Source organism: Halobaculum rarum, assembly GCF_040025155.1.
In the GTDB taxonomy this organism is placed as follows: Archaea; Halobacteriota; Halobacteria; order Halobacteriales; family Haloferacaceae; genus Halobaculum; species Halobaculum rarum.
Genome location: NZ_CP157275.1, coordinates 1,252,262 through 1,269,501 on the forward strand (window position 1 = coordinate 1,252,262; position 17,240 = coordinate 1,269,501).

Genomic DNA, 17,240 nt, shown 5'->3' on the forward strand with positions numbered 1-17,240 from the left:
CCAGACTCGCCGTCGTAGCCGTGGCCATGACAACGCCCGATATCACGCTGTACCGGCTCCAGGCGTGTCCCTACTGCGAGCGAGTCGTTCGCAAGCTCAAGCAGTACGAACTGGACTACGAGTCCCGGTTCGTCGAGCCGATGCACTCCGACCGGAACGCGGTCGCACGACTCACCGGCAAGCGCTCGGTGCCCGCGATCCGCGACGAGAACACCGGCGTGACGATGTCCGAGTCCGGCAACATCGTGGAGTACCTCGACAACACCTACGGCGACGGCGCAACGGGGGGTGCCTGAATGGTCGAGTTCGACGTCGTCGAGCTCCCGGAGACGGACCACGTCGCTGTCGGCGAGGAGGCGCCCGACTTCACCCGCCCGCTTGTCGGCGACGAGTACTGGAGCGACACCGCGCTGTCGGATCTCGACGGGCCGGTAGCGCTCGTGTTCTTCCCGATGGACGGCGCGTTCCCCGCGACGTACGTCTGGAACGAGATCCGGGACCGCGAGTGGGGGAGTTCGAGCGATCTCACCGTTGTGGGTGTCTCCGTTTCGACCCCGTACGAGCACAAGACGTTCATTGCGGAGCGCGGGATGGACTACGAGTTATTCTCGGACCCCTCGGCCGAGGTCGGCGAGCGGTACGGCGTCGTCCATGACCTCGACGGGATGACGGGGATCCGCGAGCACCGTCCCGCGGTGTTCCTCCTCGACGAGGACCACGTCGTCGAGTACGCGTGGGTCGCCGCCGAATGGCCGGAGTTCCCGGACTACGACGAGGTCGAAGCGCACATCGAACGTCTGTAAGACGCTCCCATGAACGCCGACGGATCGAATCATGAGCCTGACGACAAGCCGACTCCCGAGCAGACGGACGACGATATCGAGCGCGCGGCCGAGGCGGTCCGCGCGGGGGAGGCCGTGGTCTACCCGACGGAGACCGTGTACGGGCTCGGCGCCGACGCGACGGACTCGGCCGCCGTCGAGCGCGTGTTCGCGCTGAAGGACCGCCCGCGGGACAAGCCGCTGTCGGTCGCGTTCGGGAGCGTCGAGGCGGCGCTGTCGCTGGTGCCCGCGAGCGACCGCGCCGCCCGCTTCGCGCGGGCGTTCCTTCCCGGCCCCGTGACCGTCGTCACCGACCGCGGCGGCGCGTTGGCGGCGGAGCTCACCGACGGCGAGCCGCGGGTCGGGATCCGCGTGCCGGATCACCGGACTGCGCGGGCGCTCGCGGACGCCGCCGGCCCGATCACCGCGACGAGCGCGAACCGTTCGGGCGCCGGGAGCGTCCGCCGGGTCGCCGACCTCGATCCCCGAATTCGCGACGGCTGTGCGGTCGTGCTCGACGGCGGCGAGACGCCGGGCGGCGAGAGCACCGTCGTCGACCCCGATCGCGGCGTCATCCACCGTGCGGGCCCGCTGGCCGACGAGATCCGCGAGTGGCTGGCGAGCCAGCCTTGAGCCGGATGGCTCGCCGCTCCGGACCTACAACCCGATCATACTCCGCAGGCTCCGCGTTTTTACCCCGCAGTTCGTCCGATGACGGCACTCCCGACACTTCGGGCTACCGGACAGCCGTGCCGGCGGGCCGTCCATGTCCCGAACCGACCGGAGCACCCGCCGGTAGGTTCCGGAGCGGCGTACGGACAGCGACACGTCCCTGACGACGCCGTGGGTCGGGTATTCGACGAGCGCCCGCCGGACCCGTCGCCCCTCCTGCCACGAGAGCGCGTGCATCGCGGCGACCGCCTTCACCGACTGTGGTTCCCACACGCCCCGCTCGGGAGGGTCGCCCGGCGAGACGATCACCGGAACCGGCGGATCCCCAGTCGGGTTCCCCTCGTCGTCTCGCGGCGCGTCCGCACCGATAGCGCCGAGCACCTTGTGCGCGACACCGCGAGCGTCCTTCCCGTCGAGAAGGACGCGAGTGTCGGTTGGCCTCGACAGCGATCTCCAGTCCGACCGCTCGGCCAGTCGATCGAGCGCCGCGCGGTACTCGGCCGGCGATCGATCGATCGGCTCGGCCGCCAGCGCCGCATCGTCCAGTTCGCGCAGCTCGGGGTACCGAAAGGCGAGGTCGATCCGGGCGGTCGCCTCCGGCGGCGGCTCGCGGTCGTCCTCGCGGCGGTCGTAGTACAGTTGGCGCGGGCAGTACGTCGCCGTTGCGAGATCCGTGAACGTCGCCTTCTCCCGGGGCACGTGGGTGGTGGTTCCGGGTTCGTATTTGAACGTTCGCCATGGAAAGGAGAACGAGGCGAGTGCGTGCGGAGGCGGTGCGGTCGCCGCCGCGGCACGGAGTCACCAGCGGTTGTACCGCGAGCGAGCCGGCCTCTGGCCGGCGAGCGAGCGGCCTTTTGTCATCGACGGGTTTTGGCGGGGGTCGAGCGCGCCGAAGGCGCGTGAGGCCCCCGCGAAAAGCGGTCGGTCAGAAGGAAACGTTCGTCTCGATGTCCTCGGCGGCCTCCCTGAGCCCGTCCTCGCGGGCGTCCTCGGTGTGGCCGCCCCTGAGGTCCTGCTCCGCGAGCAGTTCGGCGAACTCGTCGCGGAAGCGGTCGTTCGCCCGTGTCGAGCGAACGTCCGCAGCGACGACCGCCGAGTAGTGGGCGACGAGTTCCTCGTCGGCGCCCAGCGCGGCCGCGCGCTCCGCGAGCGGGACCTCGTCGACGACCAGCGAGCGGAGACGCGAGAAATCGAACGGCGCCTCGCGGTCCGACTCGCGCACGAGGTGGAGGTCCATCCGGGCGTCGAACACCGCGTCCTCGGAGACACCCAGATCGTCGGCGATCGCGGCGTCGTCAGCGTCGTCGAAGTACAGCCTGACGACCCGAACGAGGTCGTCCTCGGAGCAGCCGGAGTCGAACTCGTAGCGCTCGCGCATCCGCGCGACGAGGTCCGAGACCCGCTCGGCGGCGTCGCTCTCGCCCGCGAGCGAGCCGTGCCCCTCCTCCTGACGCTCGGTGACGGTGTCGCCGCCCGTCGTGTCGAGGAAGATGTCGCGGAGTTCCTCCGTCTTCTCGTCCATAGACTGAAACGATGACTGTCGTCGGACAAAAGGCTGTTGCCGGCGACGACGACCGTCGTCGCGGACCTTCACGCGGATGGTGTGGGAAGATTTAATCGGGGCCGGCGACGGGCTATCGACATGCAAGCCGACGTGACGCGCGAGACCTTCTGGACGATCGGTCCCGTCGGGAAGGCCGCGTTCTACTACCTCGCGGCGGTCGCGATCGCGGTGTTCCTCTACGGGACGTACGCGCGGTTCGCGCGCTACGCCGCCGGCGAGGACGACTGGTTCGACCGCCTCGACGACCTGCCGGGGCGGGTCCTGCGGGCCGCCCGGATCGTGGCATCGAACCGGGGACAGTTCGACCGCGACCTGTACGCGGGCGTGATGCACGCGTTCATTCTGTGGGGCTTTCTCACCCTCCTCATCGGGACGACCATCCTCGGCATCGACCTCGACTTCTGGCGCCCCGTCACCGGCGAGTCGTTCTTCGTCGGCGACTTCTACCTCTCGTACTCGTTCGTGATGGACGCGATGGGGCTGCTGTTCGTCGTCGGCGTCGGCATGGCCATCTACCGGCGCTACACCGAGCGCGAGGGTCGCCTGTGGGGCAAGCACACTTCCCTGGAGGACGATGCGTTCGTTTGGACCCTGTTGGCGCTCGGGGTCGGCGGCTACGTGCTGGAGGCGTTCCGCATCATCGGCTCCGCCGAGTTCGTCGCGTTCGAGCGCGTGTCGTTCGTCGGCTTCTTCCTCGCCGGCGTGTTCGCGGAGGCGGGCGTCACGGTCGGGATGGCCGAGACGCTGTACACCGTCACGTGGTGGAGTCACGCCCTGCTGGCGTTCGTGTTCATCGCGCTCATTCCGTACGCGAAACCGTTCCACATGATCTCCTCGTTCGCGAACGTCGTTACCCGCGACGAGAAGGCGGGCGTCCGGCTCCCCGGCGTGCCCGAGGACGCCGGCCCCGACGAGATCGGCTACGCCTCCATCGACGATTTCTCCTGGCGCCACATCCTCGACCACGACGCGTGCACGAAGTGCGGCCGCTGTTCCTCCGTGTGTCCCGCGAAGGCCTCCGGCCGCCCTCTCGACCCGCGCGACGTGATCCTCGATCTCAAGAGCTATCGCGAGTCGCTGGATGCCGGCGAGACCGAGGAGGTCGAGATCGTCGCGGACGGCGGTGACTCCGTGATCGCCGCCGAGTCGATGGAGTCGTGCATGTCCTGCATGGCCTGCATGGACGCCTGCCCCGTCGATATCGAACACGTCTCGGAGTTCACGCAGATGAACCGTCGGCTCACCGAGACGGGGCAGATGGACGAGATGGTGCAGGACGCGATGATGAACGTGTTCCAGAACGGCAACACGTTCGGCGACCCCGCCCGTAAGCGGCCGGACTGGGCCGACGACCTCGACTTCGAGGTGCCCGACGCCCGCGAGGAGGACGTGGAGTTCCTCTGGTACGTCGGCGAGTACCCGAGCTACGACGAGCGCAACCAGCGAGTCGCTCGATCGTTGGCGACGCTGTTCGAGCGCGCGAACGTCTCCTACGGCATCCTCTACGAGGACGAACAGCACGACGGCAACGACGTGCGCCGCGTCGGCGAGGAGGGGCTCTTCGAGATGCTCGTCGAGGACAACACCGAGGCGTTCGAGTCGGCGACCTTCGAGAAGGTCGTCACCACCGACCCGCACTCGATGAACACCTTCCGCAACGAGTACCCGGAGGTGTCGGAGTTCGACGACCCCGTCTTCCACTACACCGAGGTCGTCGAGACCCTCGTCGAGCAGGGTCGCCTCGGACTGGACGGCACGGAACTCGACTACACCGCGACGTACCACGACCCGTGTCACCTCGGCCGGATGAACGACGTGTACGAGGCGCCGCGGGACCTGATCCGCGCGACGGGCGTCGAGCTGTCCGAGATGCCGCGCAACCGCGCGGACTCGTTCTGCTGTGGCGGCGGCGGCGGCGGCCTCTGGATGGACCACGAGGAGGAGACCAAACCCAGCGAGGAGCGCCTGCGCGAGGCGCTGGAGGACACCGACGCGGGCGACGCCGTCGAGAAGTTCGTCGTCGCCTGTCCGATGTGCGGGACGATGTACGAGGACGGCCGCAAGACGGGGAACTTCGAGGACGACATCGAGATCGTCGACATCGCGGAACTGCTGTGTGAGGCGCTCGCGGCGAAGGACGGCGTCGCCGTCGACGCGCCGGCGGACGCTGACGCCGACGGGGATACGTCGCCAGCGGCGGCCGACTGACGGATCCGAGTCCGATCTCCGGGAACATCGGGTGGCGGAAACGTTGAACCTTCCTCCGATCGTGAGTCAGGGTATGAGCGACGATTCGCTCGCCGCGCTGCGTGAGGAGTTCGACGACGTAGACGCGACGGCGGAAGAACTTGCGGACGGTGCGCTCGAAGAGGCACTCAACGAAGTCAGCGAGTGATCGACCCCGGGAAACTCGACCCACAGTGCGAAAGCAACGGAAGCACCAGGCAATGCTTCTGGCTCTCTGGGAGCGAATCCAACTTCTCGCTCACGATCGCGAGGCGTCCACGTCGATCGCGTCGACCGGGCAGATATCCACACAGAGCATACAGTCGATACACTGGTCCTCGCGGGTCGGCTCGACCTTCCGCTCGCTTTCGGGGTGGTCGGGCGTGTCGACCCAGTCGAACACGTCGACCGGGCAGTTCTCCAGACACGCGCCGTCGGCGATACAGATGTCGTAGTCGACGGCGACGTGGGCGCCGTGGATGCCGAGCTTCTCCGGCGGGTCGACCGGCCCCCACACGTCGAGGCCGTTCTCCTCGCCGACGTGCTCGCGGTTGTCGTCGAAGTTCGGATCGATTCCCATTACCGGTGTTTACCGCGACACGTACAAAAACGCCGGCATCCGGGTGCTCCGGAAGCGACGGCGAACGCGTGCGCGACGGGCGATACGATTACGGTCGACGCGGGAGACTTCAGGGGCGTGAACCGCGTCAACGCCGACGACCTCGACTGGGAGGAGACCGACCGCGGCGAGTCGGTCGGCTGGCGGCGCAAGAAGCTGGCCGCGGCAGCCGGCGGCGAGGATCTGGGCTGTAGCCTCTACGAACTCCCGGCGGGCAAGCGCGCGTGGCCGTACCACTACCACGCAGGCAACGAGGAGGCGCTGTACGTCCTCGCGGGCGAGGGAACGCTGCGCCACGCTGACGGCACGAGCGCCCTCCGCGCCGGCGACTACGTCGCGCTCCCGGCGGGCGAGGACGGCGCCCACCGCGTGATCAACGACTCCGAGGGCGCGCTCCGGTACCTGACGGTCTCGACGATGCGTGACCCGGAGGTGCTCGTGTACCCCGACTCCGACAAGGTGGGCGCGATGGCGGGCGCGGCGCCGGGCGGCGAGAACGAGCGCGACGTGGACGCGTACTTCCACCGCGGCGATGCCGTCGACTACTGGGACGGCGAGGAAGAATAGCGAGACGGGCTGGTCAGGCCGCCCGAAGCCACATATTTACCGAGCCCGTAGATCGGGTATGTCCGTCCCCCGCCTCGTGTACGACGACGACTGCGGGTTCTGCACGTTCGTCGTCTCGCACGCGCTGGAACTGGGCGAGTTCGAGGCCGTCGGCTTCTCGGAGTTGGCCGAGGACGACGACCTCCGCGCGCGTCTTCCCGACGACTACGAGGAGTGCATGCACCTCGTCACCGATACCGCGGTGTACTCCTGCGGCGAGGCGCTCGAACAGGTTACAAAGCGCACCGGCGCAGCCGGCTGGTGGCTCACCGCGGCCGCGAAGGGGCTGCCGAAGTACCCGGAGGCCCGCGAGACGCTCTATCACTGGGCCGCCGATCGGCGGGCGCTGTGGGGGACGTTCGCGCGGCATGACTCGCTGTCGAACGGGAACGGCTCGACGTAGCGGTCACGCGTCGGGGGCGGCCGGAGCGGCGGTCCGTCGCAGCGCCGCCTGCCCGGGCGCCAGGTCCCGCGGGGGTGCGTGCTGGAGGTACGCCTCGAGCGCCCGACGAATGACCGTGAGCTCCTCGGGATCGAACCGCTCGCGCCCGCACTCGATCGCCGTCAGCGCGTCGAGTTCGGGATATCCCTCCGAGGAATCCCCCGCTTCGACCGCCGTGCGAACCCGGTCGAGGAGCGCGACGTGGACCACCCACGCCTCCTCGCGGGAGAACGTGAGCGTCCACCATCCGTCCTCGACTGGTTTGGCCATCTCGGTTGGCGCCTCAGAGTCTACCTACTTAGCTATGATCATGGTTATCACGCCGTTAGCACGGCGGGTACGGGATCGAGTCCCCTCGACGACGTGGCGGCGCCGCGGACCGGATCGACACGATCGAACGACGTGAGCGGTAAGCCGGTGACTATCGGCGTACGAGCGCGATCTGCGGGTCGCGCGCGACGATGCGTCGTCGGTCGTTCGAGGCGACTGTGTCGCCTCGCTACGAGAAGGCCGAAATCCCGGTCGCTGACCGGCCTGTAAGCACAGCTCGTGCCGCCTACGACGTCACGAGAAGGCCGACAGACCGGTCAGATCCTCCCCGAGGATGAGCGAGTGGATGTCGTGGGTTCCCTCGTAGGTGTACACCGTCTCCAGGTTGCTCATGTGTCGCATCGGCGAGTAGTCGGTCGTGATCCCGTTGCCGCCGAGCATCTCGCGGGCCACGCGCGCCTGATCGCGGGCCATTCGGACGTTGTTGCGCTTGGCCATCGACACCTGCTGGGGCCGCAGGTCGCCGCGCTCCTTCAGGTCCGCGAGTCGATACGCGAGCAGTTGTGCGAGGGTGATCTGCGTCGCCATCTCCGCGAGCTTCTCCTGTTGGATCTGGAAGCGGGCGATCGGGCCGCCGAACTGGTCGCGCTCCGTCTGGTACTCGCGGGCCGTCTCGAAGCAGTCGCGGGCGGCGCCGACGGCGCCCCAGGCGATGCCGAACCGGGCCTGCGTGAGACACGACAGCGGCCCCTTCATCCCCTCGACTTCCGGGAGGACGTTCTCCTCGGGGACGCGCACGTCGTCGAGAACGATCCCGCCGGTGACGGAGGCGCGCATCGAGAGCTTCTCGTCGATCTTCGGCGTCCCCACCCCGTCGCGGTCCGTCTCGACGAGGAAGCCGCGCACGGGCGAGCCCTCCTCCGAGGTGAGCTTCGCCCACACGACCGCCACGTCGGCGATGGGGGAGTTGGTGATCCACGTCTTCTCCCCGTTCAGGACGAACCCGTCGGAGTCGCGCTCGGCGCGCGTCTCCATTCCCGAGGGGTTCGAGCCGTGCTCCGGCTCGGTCAGCCCGAAGCAGCCGACGGCCTCCCCCTGTCCGAGCGCGGGGAGCCACTCCTCCTTCTGGGCCTCGCTGCCGAACGCGTGGATCGGGTACATCACGAGCGCGCCCTGCACGCTCGCCATCGAGCGCAGGCCGGAGTCACACGCCTCCAGCTCCTGCATGAGCAGCCCGTACGCGCGCTCGGAGACGTTCGGGGAGCCGTACCCCTCCAGGTTCGGGGCGTAGAATCCCAGCTCTCCCATCCCGGGGATAAGCTCCGTGGGGAAGGTTCCGGCCTCGTAATGGTCGGCGATGCCGGGGGCGACCTCCTCGGCGACGAACTCCCGGGCCGTGTCCCGGATCAGTTTCTCCTCGGCCGAGAGGTCCGCTTCCAGACCGACGTAATCGAGCATACGAGGACTCGGTGACACGTCGACAAAGGGATGTCGGGATCTGCCGGATCCTTCGTGAGGGACGCGCTCGATCGCCCGGGATCCTCCGGGCGGGATCGGCCCCGTGAGCACGTCGCACGGAAGGCTTACCAACTCCACCGCGAAAGAGGAACGACGAATGGCCGACATGCCCTCCTCCATCCCGGGGATCGGCGGGCCGTGGTCCCGCGGCGACGACGACGGCGACCGCGACCCGCGGGTGATCGGCGTCGACGGCGACGACGCCGACGCCGTCCTCGCGGCGCTGTCGTCGGACACCGCCCGCGCGATCCTCTCCGCCCTCCACGACAGCCCCGGCCCCGCCAGCGACGTGGCCGACCGCGTCGACACGTCGCTGCAGAACACCCAGTACCACCTGAAGCGCCTGCGCGAGGCGGGCGTCGTCGAGGTGGTCGACACCGTCTACTCCCAGAAGGGCCGCGAGATGGACGTGTACGCCCCCGCCGACGGGCCGCTCGTGCTCGTGGCCGGCCCCGAGTCCGAGGCGTCGGGCATCCGCGCGACGCTCAGTCGCCTGCTCGGCGGGATCGGCGCCGTCGGACTCGGCGCCGTCGTCGTCGAGACCGTCCTCGACGGTCCGTTCGCGCCCACGGTCGGGTTCGGCTCGGCCGGCGGCGCGGACGGCGCCGGCGGGGCCTCGGGCGGCGATGGCACCGACGTGAGCGTCGAGTCGACGAACACGACGGTCACCGAGGCAGCCGCCGACGACGCGGCGACGCCGACGCCCACCGAGTCCGCGGACGATGGCGGAATGGGTATCCAGGAGGCGACCGAAACCGCCGCGGAGACGGCGACGCCCGCTCCGACGGCGTCGCCGGCGCCCGAGTCGACCGCGACCGAGTTGGCGCGCGAGACGACGTACGCCGTCGCCGGCGACGCCGGACCGACGCTGATCGACCAGCTCGCCGCCTCGCCGGGATTCTTGTTCCTGTGCGGGGGGTTGCTCGCGCTCGCGGTCGTCGCGGTTGTCGCCCGCCGTCGCGGCGGCGCGTGAGCCGCGGCCTCCGTTCGTCAGTTTGTCCGTTCGTCTGTTCGTCCGTTCGTCCGTTCGTTCGTCCGGGCCGCCGGCGCGGTGACTAAAAACGGCGTTTGACCATAGAGAAAGTACTTGACACGAGGGTTGTTATGAACTGGTACCGGTTCCCGGTGGCGCGCCGGCCCTCCGTTCGCGGTTCCCGCATCGGCCCTCCAACCGCCGCGCCCGAGTCGCCACCAGCTACCGTCTCCCCCGACACCCCCGAACGGGTGCGCGGGCGGCCGGCGGCCCGGGAACCCGGTCCCCGTTGACGCGACTGACACGAGCGAGACGGTTCCGTCACGCGCTTCTCGACCGTCACGACGCATGTTTCGACTCCCCCGGCACACGTCTCGACCGGCCCGGTCCGAGCGATCTCACGGCGACCGTATCGGGACGGAGAACCGCTCGAACACCTCGCCGTCGGGGGTCACGAGTTCCCCGGAGAGTCCCTCCTCGGTCCGTGTCACCTCGGCGTGTGCCGGGCGATTTCCTCTCGGTTGGGCGTAACTTCCCGGGTTGAGCAGCGGTATCTCCCCGGAATCATCGAACTCGGGACGGTGACTGTGGCCGAAGACGACGAGGTCCGCGTCGCGCTCGCGACCGAACATGACGAGGCCGGTCGCGCCGCTTCGCGACCGGTGCCGCACCGCGACGGTCGCGCCCTCGTAGCCGACGACGCGCTCGCGGGGCAGCCGCTTGCGCAGCGCGTCGTCGTCGTTGTTGCCGGTGACGCCGTACACCGTCGATGCCTCGCGCTGGAGGTCGTCGAGCACCGCCTCGCGAGAGAAGTCGCCCGCGTGGATCACGGCGTCGGCCTCCCGGACCGCGTCGAGGGTCCGTCCGCGGAGCTGATGGCCGTCGGTAGCGTGCGTGTCGGAGATGACCACGAGCATACCGATGCGGTCGGGACGGCCGATACTAACGGTTCGGGAGCCCACCGTCGCCGGCGGCGTCGACAAGGCGGTGTCGACGCCGACGACGGCGATGCGGTGCGCTCGGAAGAAGTTGTCCGCCGTGCTCCATGGGGTTGATTACGGTCGACGGAGACATATCGGCAATGGCTGGAGGAAGCAGATCCGTCGTCATCGCCGCGCTGATCGCCAACGGCGCCATCGCGGTGCTGAAGTTCTTCGGCTTCCTGCTCACCGGGTCGCCGTCGATGCTCTCGGAGACGTATCACTCGATCTCCGACACCGGAAACCAGGTGTTCCTCCTCATCGGCATCCGCTACTCGAGCAGGAAGGCGAACCGGGCGCACCCGTTCGGCTACGGCAAGGCGCAGTTCTTCTACGCGTTTCTCGTCTCCGTGCTCCTGTTCGGCATCGCCGGGTGGGAGTCGCTGAACCACGGATACGAGGCGATCATGCACCCCGCCCACGGCGGCGAGCGGGCGGACGTGATCCTCGCCGGGATCAACTTCACCGAGCTGATGCCGGTCGACCCGTTCTGGATCAACGTCACCGTCCTCCTCGGCGCCATCCTGTTCGAGGTCTACGCGTTCGAGAAGGCGCGCGCGGAGTTGAACCGACAGATCGAGACCTACGGCTGGTCCGGGCTCCGTGAGGCGTTCTCGAAGACCAGCGACGTGACCACGCTCACCGCGTTCACCGAGGACGCCATCGCGCTCGCCGGCGCCGTCATCGCGCTCGTCGGTATCTCGCTCGCGCGGTTCCTGGAGATGCCGATCTTCGACGCGATCGCCTCGGTGGTCATCGGCGCGCTCCTGATGTTCTTCGCGGTCGCGCTGGCGTGGGAGAACAAACGGCTCATCCTCGGCGAGTCGCTGCCGGCGGACGTGGAGGAGGATCTGAGGACGGCGATCGCCGAGCACGACGGCGTCGTCCACATCGACGGGTTCCGGACGGTGTTCGTCGGCCCCGGCGAGGCGCTCGTCACCGCCGACGTGAGCTTCGACGGCGACGCGGCCGCCCGCGGCGTCGACGAGGACATCACACAGATCGAGGCGACGCTCCGGGAGATGGACGACCGCGTCGGGATCGTCTACATCGAACCGGAGGTGTGAGTCGCCGCTCGCGGGCGGAGTCGAACCCGATACGAACGCGAAAACCCCTCGCAGCCTATTCGTTCGCCAGTGCCAACGACGCCAACAGCGCCTCTAACTGCACCTGCTCGTTGGCGCCCTCGGTGATGCGAAAGTCGGTCTCCCCGATGCGCTCCATCAGCCGCACCGCCTCCCGGTCCGAGAGCCCGAACTCCCACACCGACCGGTGGAGCTGGTCGATGATGTCGCCGCCGGCCATCCCGGTCTCGGTGAGCAGCGTGTCGAGCGTCGCCCGCGACTTCGAGAAGTCGCCCGCGAGCGCGTCCTCGACCATCGCCTCGATCTCTTCCGGTCGGGCTGTCGCGGTGATCTCGTAGACGGCCTGCTCGTCGACGATCTCGCCGGTCGTCGCGGCCGCCTGTAGGGAGTTGATCGCGCGGCGCATGTCGCCGTTGGCGGCGTACACCAGCGCGTCGAGCCCGGCGTCGGTTATCTCGATGTCCTGATCGGCGGCGATGTCACGCACCTGCGCCTCGACGGCTTCGTCGGAGAGCGGCGAGAAGCGGAACACCGCACACCGCGACTGGATCGGGTCGATGATCTTCGAGGAGTAGTTACACGAGAGGATGAACCGCGTGTTGTCGGAGAACTGCTCCATCGTGCGCCGCAGCGCCGACTGCGCGTCGTCGGTGAGGGAGTCGGCCTCGTCGAGGAAGATGATCCGGTAGTCGTGGCCGCCGAACGACGTGCGCGCGAAGTTCTTGATTCTGTCCCTGACCACGTCGATGCCGCGCTGGTCGGAGGCGTTGAGTTCGAGGAAGTTCGTCCGCCAGTCGTCGCCGTAGATCGTCTTGGCGATGGCGACCGCCGACGTTGTTTTTCCCACCCCAGCAGGACCTGCAAATAATAGGTGCGGCAGGTCGTCCTGCTCGATGTAACTGCGGAGTCGGGAGACGATCTGCTCGTGTCCGTACACGTCCTCCAGCGTCTGCGGGCGGTACTTCTCGATCCAGACCTCCCGCCCGGGGGAGGACTCGGCCTCGCCGTCGTCGGCCTCGCTCATGGACGGTGGTCGGCGGCCCGGGGGGATAAACGCCCCGAGATATCGACCCGGCGATCCACGACCGGGGGCTGGCGTCGACCGCCTCGTCCACACGCGACGGCAACGCTGAAAACCGCGCGGCGGCGACTGCGGACATGGACGTGACCTGCGAGGTCGTCGGCGAGGGGACCCAGACCCTCTCGCTCGCGGCCGACGCGACCTACGCCGACGTGTGCCGGGCGACCGGCTACTCCCCCCACGAGGTGACCGTGCTCGTCGACGGGAACCCGGTCCCGGAGGACGCCCCAGTCGAGGCAAGCGAGGTCAAGGTGCTCAGGCTGATCAAGGGCGGATGACCGACGGCGACGATGGCACGTCGAACCGAGGTGCGGACGTCGGCACCAGTCCCGACGGCGACACCATCCCCGATACCGACGTGTCGATCCGGACCGCCCGCGGGGACGAGATGGAAGCCATCAGGCACCTCCTCGACGCGGCGATGTTGACCGTTCCGGCGAACCTCCCCGACCGCGTCGCCGGCGGCGACGCGCTGGTCGCAGTGGACGAAGGGATCGGAGCCGAATCGCCCGACGTGGTCGGCGCGCTCGTGCTCGACGACACCCGCATCGAGGCGGTCGCGGTGCGCAAACACCGGCGGGCCGACGGCGTCGGCGCCGCGCTCGTCGCGGCGGCGGCCGAGCGAACCGACGCGCCGCTGACGGCGACGTTCCGACCGCAGGTTCGGCCGTTCTACGAGGCGCTCGGGTTCGAGGTGGAGGAGCGCGACGACCGACTGTTCGGGACGCTCCCGGCCGACCCGGACGTGACGCGGTGACCGCCGCGGTCAGATCAGATCACGTCCGACAGCGGCGCGGCCGCGAACGGCGTCACCATCTCCTCGGGCGTCAGTCCGCCGTGCCAACCGACGTAGCCGAGCTTCTCCGGCTCGTCGCCGCGCCAGACCGCCTTCCGACGGTGGACGAACACCACGTCGCCGCAGCGGCGGCGGAACCGATCGGAGACGCCGCGGTCGCCGAACAGCTCCCGATCGAGGGCCTCCTCTCGGGTGAACGCCCGTCCGTCGAAGGTCCGATCGAGGTACTCGATCACCTCCTCGGTCGTCCCGGGCCGCAGGTGGAGGTGGACGTTGCGCGCGCCGCCGACCGGCGGGAGCGGGTCGCCGGTCCCGTAGCGGCGCATGCGGTCGGTGAGGAAGTCGTGCTCCCAGATGTCGACGTTGGTCTCGGGATCGGTGTCGACGTGGCCGTGGTCCGCAGTGAGCACGAACAGTGTCGAGTCGGCGACCTCGTCGGGAACGCCCGCCAGCGCCGTCGCGACGGCGTCCGCGACGGCGCTCAGCGTCTCCCGGTAGTGGTCGGAGTCGGTGCCGGCCTCGTGGGCCGCGCCGTCCACGTTCGAGAGGTACGCGTAGCAGTAGGTACCGGGGTCGGACTCGGCGAGCGCCTCGGTCAGTAGCGACCGGAAGCCGTCGAGGTCCTCGTACCCGCGGGAGTCGGCGCCGGCGAGCGCGTGCGCGGAATAGGCGCCCGTCGCCGCCTTCGTCGGCTGGACGGTGACCGAATCGACGCCCTCCGCCGCCAGGGTCTCGTATATCGATCCGCCCGCGAAGATGTCGCCGGCGTCGACGCCGTACGCCTCGTCGGCCGGTTTGCCGGACTTGGCGGTGAACGGCAGCGTCTGGATCACGTGGTCGACCTCGGGGAGGTACATGTCCCAGCCGATCACGCCGTGTTCAGCGGGCGTTCGGCCGGTGTGGACGGTCGTGATCGCCGCCGCGGTCTCCGAGGGATACACGGACGTGAGCGGCGTCACCCCGGCGGTCTCGGCGAGGTCGGATATCCAGTCGGGCGCGCGTCCGGCGGCGACCTCGCGGCGCCACTGCTCGTAGCCGAAGCCGTCGACGAGCACGTGACAGACGCGGTCGTAATCGGCGTCGTCGCCGGGGGCGGTGCCGGCGAGACCGGGAACGTCGGCGACGACGTCGTCCGGGAGCGGGTCGCCCGGGAGGTCGACGCCGAGCACCCCGCCGAGGGTCGCGGGGACGCCGGCGAAGCAGTACCGGCCGTAGTCGGGGAAGAGGGAGCCGTCGCGCTCGCGGTCGTCGCGGATGCGGGCGGCGACCTCGTTGTCGAACATGTCGGCCGTAGCGACGACTTCGCCGTCAAACCCAGGGATCCGACGATCGGTCGAGGAAGCGACGACGACCCGCGGCCGGGCGGCAGGCTCCGGACGAGCGCCGCGCTCTCAGACCAGCGGCTCGACCAGTTCGCGACCGTCCGCAAGGATAGCCGCCGTGTCCGCTTCGGACCCCGACTCGGCGTACACGCGCATCTTCGGCTCGGTTCCGGACGGGCGCACGAGCAGCCACGAACCGTCCGCGAGCAGGAGCTTGAAGCCGTCCACCGTCACCACGTCGGCCACCGCCTCGCCGGCGACCTCGTCGGGGATGTGATCGGCGAGGTCGTCGATGACGCGCGCCTTCTCGCTGTCGGGGCAGTCGACGCTCACCTTGTCGGCGACGATGCGGCCGTGTTCGGCCGCCAGTCGGTCGACACGGTCGTCGTACGACTCCTCGCCGGCGGCGACCGCCGCGAGCAGCGCCATCAACACGCCGTCCTTCTCACGGACGTGCCCGCGGACGGAGAAGCCGCCGGACTCCTCGCCGCCAATCAGCGCGTCGTGCTCGCCCATCGCCTGCGCGACCCACTTGAACCCGACCGCGGTCTCGTACACCTCCTCGCCGTGCGCCTCGGCGATGCGGTCGATCAGGAAGGTCGTGGAGACGGTGCGGATCGCGGGTCCGGAGTCGTCCTCGAGGAGGTGGTCGTACGTCGCCGCGAAGAAGAGGTTCTCGTCGAGGTGGCCGCGCTCGGGCGTTACGACCGCCAGACGGTCGGCGTCGCCGTCGTTGGCGATCCCCAGATCCGCGTCGCCCTCCCGGACGTGCGCGGCGAGTTCCTTCAGGTTCTCCGCCGAGGGCTCCGGCGACCCGCCGCCGAACTCGGGGTCGCGCTCACAGCGGATGCGCTCGATCTCCGCGCCCGCGGATTCCAGGAGCGCGTCGGTGACGCCGCGGCCGCTACCGTGCATCGCGTCGTACGCGACCGTCAGCCCCGAGAGGTCGAGCGTCCCCCCCTCGCCGGCGACGAGGTCGCGTGCGTGCTCGGCGTGGGGCGTCACGAGGTCGACGCGTCGGATGTCGCCCTCGTCGGCGGTCCCGGCGGCGTCGAGGGCGGGTTCGCGAAGGTTCGCCTCGATGCGCTCGGTGACCTCAGGCAGCGCGGGCGCGCCGTCGTCCGGGATGAACTTCACGCCATTGTACTCCGGCGGGTTGTGCGAGGCAGTCACCATCATCGCGCCCGCGGCGTCGCGTTCGACGATGGCGTGTGCGACGAGCGGCGTCGGGCAGTCGCGCTCGGGAAGGAGCACGTCGAAACCGTTGCCCGCGAGCACCTCGGCGAGCGACTCGGCGAACCCCTCGGAGGTCGGGCGGGCGTCGTAGCCGACGATCACGGGGCGCTCGGAGCCGTCGGCCTCCGACTCGGCGAGCGTGTCGGCGACGGCCTGGCCGACGACCCGGACGCGTCGGTCGGTGAACGTGTCGAGGGTGGCGCGCCACCCGTCGGTTCCGAAGGAGATCTCGTCCATGCGCGAGGCGTCGGCGCCGGACGGCAAAAACCCGGGTGCCGGCGATCGGACCGCGGGAGAGCCTCCCGGCCGTCGAACCGCCGCCGCGACCGCCCCGGACCGCCGCCGCGACCCGACGGGCTTTTGCGCGCGCCCGGGAACCCTTGGGCATGTCGCAGACGCCCACCGTCCTCGCCGTGAACGGCTCGCGGCGCGACGGGAGCTACGGCCGGGCGACGCTGCAGTACGCCCTCGACGCGGCCACCGAGTACGGCGCCGAGCCGGACTTCATCGACCTCGGCGACCCCGAACTCGACGTTCCGCTGTATCACCCGGACGTGGACGCCGCCGACGCCGGCGACGTACCCGACCTGCTCGCGCGGATGCGCCGCGCCGACGGCGTGCTGCTGTGCTCCCCGGTGTACCACGACTCGTACTCCTCGGCGTTCCGCTCGTTTCACGACTGGTGCAGCTTCGACGAGTACGAGGACACCGTCGTCGGCCTGTTCGCCGTCGCCGGCGGCGGCTCCTACGGCGGCACGCTCGAACACATGCGCGCGACGATCCGCGGCGTCCACGGCTGGGTCGCGCCGCTCCAAGTCGGGATCCGCAACGCACGCAATCGTTTCGAGCGGTGGGACGACGGGGAGCACCCGCCGGCAGGGGCAGCGGGGTCGGAGACGCGTTACGAGTTCGTCGACGACGACTTGCGCGAGCGCACCGAGAAGCTTGGCCGCCGGATCGCCCACTACGCCGGCCACAAGGACGAGTTCCTCGACGTTCCCGAGTAGGGAACGGTCGACTTATTTCCCC

20 protein-coding genes are annotated in these 17,240 nt (G+C 69.5%); 11 read left to right on the plus strand and 9 right to left on the minus strand.

Translation table 11 applies throughout. From position 1 onward, the window contains the following. The first annotated feature begins 26 nt into the window (after nt 1-26). From ABJD39_RS06630 to ABJD39_RS06640, 3 genes are read left to right on the plus strand one after another with little or no spacing between them, the layout of a single operon-like run. Nucleotides 27-296, plus strand: coding sequence for a glutaredoxin family protein (locus ABJD39_RS06630; protein WP_348613273.1), 270 nt, complete (start codon nt 27-29; stop codon nt 294-296). After that, nucleotides 297-803: a redoxin domain-containing protein gene (locus tag ABJD39_RS06635; protein ID WP_348613275.1), complete on the plus strand. Its 507-nt coding sequence runs from the start codon at nt 297-299 to the stop codon at nt 801-803. It begins immediately after the preceding gene. 9 nt (nt 804-812) lie between these two features. Beyond that, entirely contained in the window at nt 813-1,454 is a 642-nt protein-coding gene (locus ABJD39_RS06640; RefSeq protein WP_348613277.1) for an L-threonylcarbamoyladenylate synthase, read from the plus strand. Nucleotides 1,455-1,478: 24 nt separating this feature from the next. Here the strand turns inward: ABJD39_RS06640 and ABJD39_RS06645 are convergent, their stop codons facing one another. Both ABJD39_RS06645 and ABJD39_RS06650 read right to left on the minus strand, forming a co-directional pair. Continuing rightward, nucleotides 1,479-2,192, minus strand: coding sequence for a CRISPR-associated protein Cas4 (locus tag ABJD39_RS06645; protein ID WP_348613279.1), 714 nt, complete (start codon nt 2,190-2,192; stop codon nt 1,479-1,481). 226 nt (nt 2,193-2,418) lie between these two features. Next, nucleotides 2,419-3,015 (minus strand): conditioned medium-induced protein 4, encoded by a 597-nt coding sequence (locus tag ABJD39_RS06650; RefSeq protein WP_348613281.1) that lies wholly within the window; start codon nt 3,013-3,015, stop codon nt 2,419-2,421. A 120-nt stretch (nt 3,016-3,135) separates the two neighbouring features. Between ABJD39_RS06650 and ABJD39_RS06655 the strand changes: the two genes are divergently transcribed. After that, on the plus strand, nt 3,136-5,265 hold the full coding sequence (locus ABJD39_RS06655) for a heterodisulfide reductase-related iron-sulfur binding cluster (protein WP_348613283.1): 2,130 nt from the start codon (nt 3,136-3,138) through the stop codon (nt 5,263-5,265). A 277-nt stretch (nt 5,266-5,542) separates the two neighbouring features. Here ABJD39_RS06655 and ABJD39_RS06660 read toward each other — a convergent pair whose 3' ends face one another. Beyond that, nucleotides 5,543-5,863: a 4Fe-4S dicluster domain-containing protein gene (locus tag ABJD39_RS06660; protein WP_348613285.1), complete on the minus strand. Its 321-nt coding sequence runs from the start codon at nt 5,861-5,863 to the stop codon at nt 5,543-5,545. A 117-nt stretch (nt 5,864-5,980) separates the two neighbouring features. Here ABJD39_RS06660 and ABJD39_RS06665 point away from each other — a divergent pair, with 117 nt between their 5' ends. Both ABJD39_RS06665 and ABJD39_RS06670 read left to right on the plus strand, forming a co-directional pair. After that, nucleotides 5,981-6,469 (plus strand): cupin domain-containing protein, encoded by a 489-nt coding sequence (locus ABJD39_RS06665; protein WP_348613287.1) that lies wholly within the window; start codon nt 5,981-5,983, stop codon nt 6,467-6,469. A 58-nt stretch (nt 6,470-6,527) separates the two neighbouring features. Beyond that, nucleotides 6,528-6,911: a DCC1-like thiol-disulfide oxidoreductase family protein gene (locus ABJD39_RS06670; protein ID WP_348613289.1), complete on the plus strand. Its 384-nt coding sequence runs from the start codon at nt 6,528-6,530 to the stop codon at nt 6,909-6,911. Between the two features lie 3 nt (nt 6,912-6,914). On the opposite strand, the gene ABJD39_RS06675 is transcribed toward ABJD39_RS06670, so the two are convergent. Then, a complete protein-coding gene (locus tag ABJD39_RS06675; RefSeq protein WP_348613291.1) occupies nt 6,915-7,220 on the minus strand; it encodes a hypothetical protein in 306 nt (101 codons plus the stop codon). Between the two features lie 294 nt (nt 7,221-7,514). Then, on the minus strand, nt 7,515-8,678 hold the full coding sequence (locus ABJD39_RS06680) for an acyl-CoA dehydrogenase family protein (RefSeq protein WP_348613293.1): 1,164 nt from the start codon (nt 8,676-8,678) through the stop codon (nt 7,515-7,517). Nucleotides 8,679-8,844: 166 nt separating this feature from the next. Here ABJD39_RS06680 and ABJD39_RS06685 point away from each other — a divergent pair, with 166 nt between their 5' ends. Beyond that, the gene (locus ABJD39_RS06685; protein WP_348613295.1) at nt 8,845-9,711 is read left to right on the plus strand and encodes an ArsR/SmtB family transcription factor; all 867 of its coding nucleotides are present in this window, start codon (nt 8,845-8,847) and stop codon (nt 9,709-9,711) included. A 398-nt stretch (nt 9,712-10,109) separates the two neighbouring features. Here ABJD39_RS06685 and ABJD39_RS06690 read toward each other — a convergent pair whose 3' ends face one another. Further along, nucleotides 10,110-10,628 carry a metallophosphoesterase gene (locus ABJD39_RS06690; protein WP_348613297.1) on the minus strand — a complete coding sequence of 173 codons (519 nt, stop codon included), beginning with the start codon at nt 10,626-10,628 and terminating at the stop codon, nt 10,110-10,112. A 164-nt stretch (nt 10,629-10,792) separates the two neighbouring features. On the opposite strand from ABJD39_RS06690, the gene ABJD39_RS06695 reads away from it, so the two are divergent. Beyond that, nucleotides 10,793-11,758 carry a cation diffusion facilitator family transporter gene (locus tag ABJD39_RS06695; protein ID WP_348613299.1) on the plus strand — a complete coding sequence of 322 codons (966 nt, stop codon included), beginning with the start codon at nt 10,793-10,795 and terminating at the stop codon, nt 11,756-11,758. Nucleotides 11,759-11,813: 55 nt separating this feature from the next. Here ABJD39_RS06695 and ABJD39_RS06700 read toward each other — a convergent pair whose 3' ends face one another. Then, nucleotides 11,814-12,800, minus strand: coding sequence for a replication factor C small subunit (locus tag ABJD39_RS06700; protein WP_348613301.1), 987 nt, complete (start codon nt 12,798-12,800; stop codon nt 11,814-11,816). 134 nt (nt 12,801-12,934) lie between these two features. On the opposite strand from ABJD39_RS06700, the gene samp2 reads away from it, so the two are divergent. Both samp2 and ABJD39_RS06710 read left to right on the plus strand, forming a co-directional pair. Continuing rightward, nucleotides 12,935-13,135, plus strand: a complete 201-nt coding sequence (gene samp2, locus ABJD39_RS06705) for a ubiquitin-like small modifier protein SAMP2 (protein ID WP_348613303.1) — start codon at nt 12,935-12,937, stop codon at nt 13,133-13,135. Further along, nucleotides 13,132-13,614, plus strand: a complete 483-nt coding sequence (locus ABJD39_RS06710; protein WP_348613305.1) for a GNAT family N-acetyltransferase — start codon at nt 13,132-13,134, stop codon at nt 13,612-13,614. The genes samp2 and ABJD39_RS06710 overlap by 4 nt, the downstream gene beginning before the upstream one ends. Before the next feature lie 14 nt (nt 13,615-13,628). Here the strand turns inward: ABJD39_RS06710 and ABJD39_RS06715 are convergent, their stop codons facing one another. Then, the gene (locus ABJD39_RS06715; protein WP_348613307.1) at nt 13,629-14,936 is read right to left on the minus strand and encodes an alkaline phosphatase family protein; all 1,308 of its coding nucleotides are present in this window, start codon (nt 14,934-14,936) and stop codon (nt 13,629-13,631) included. A 108-nt stretch (nt 14,937-15,044) separates the two neighbouring features. Then, a complete protein-coding gene (locus ABJD39_RS06720; RefSeq protein ID WP_348613309.1) occupies nt 15,045-16,448 on the minus strand; it encodes a phosphoglucomutase/phosphomannomutase family protein in 1,404 nt (467 codons plus the stop codon). Nucleotides 16,449-16,597: 149 nt separating this feature from the next. Here ABJD39_RS06720 and ABJD39_RS06725 point away from each other — a divergent pair, with 149 nt between their 5' ends. Then, nucleotides 16,598-17,218 (plus strand): NADPH-dependent FMN reductase, encoded by a 621-nt coding sequence (locus tag ABJD39_RS06725; protein WP_348613311.1) that lies wholly within the window; start codon nt 16,598-16,600, stop codon nt 17,216-17,218. Nucleotides 17,219-17,240: the final 22 nt, after the last annotated feature.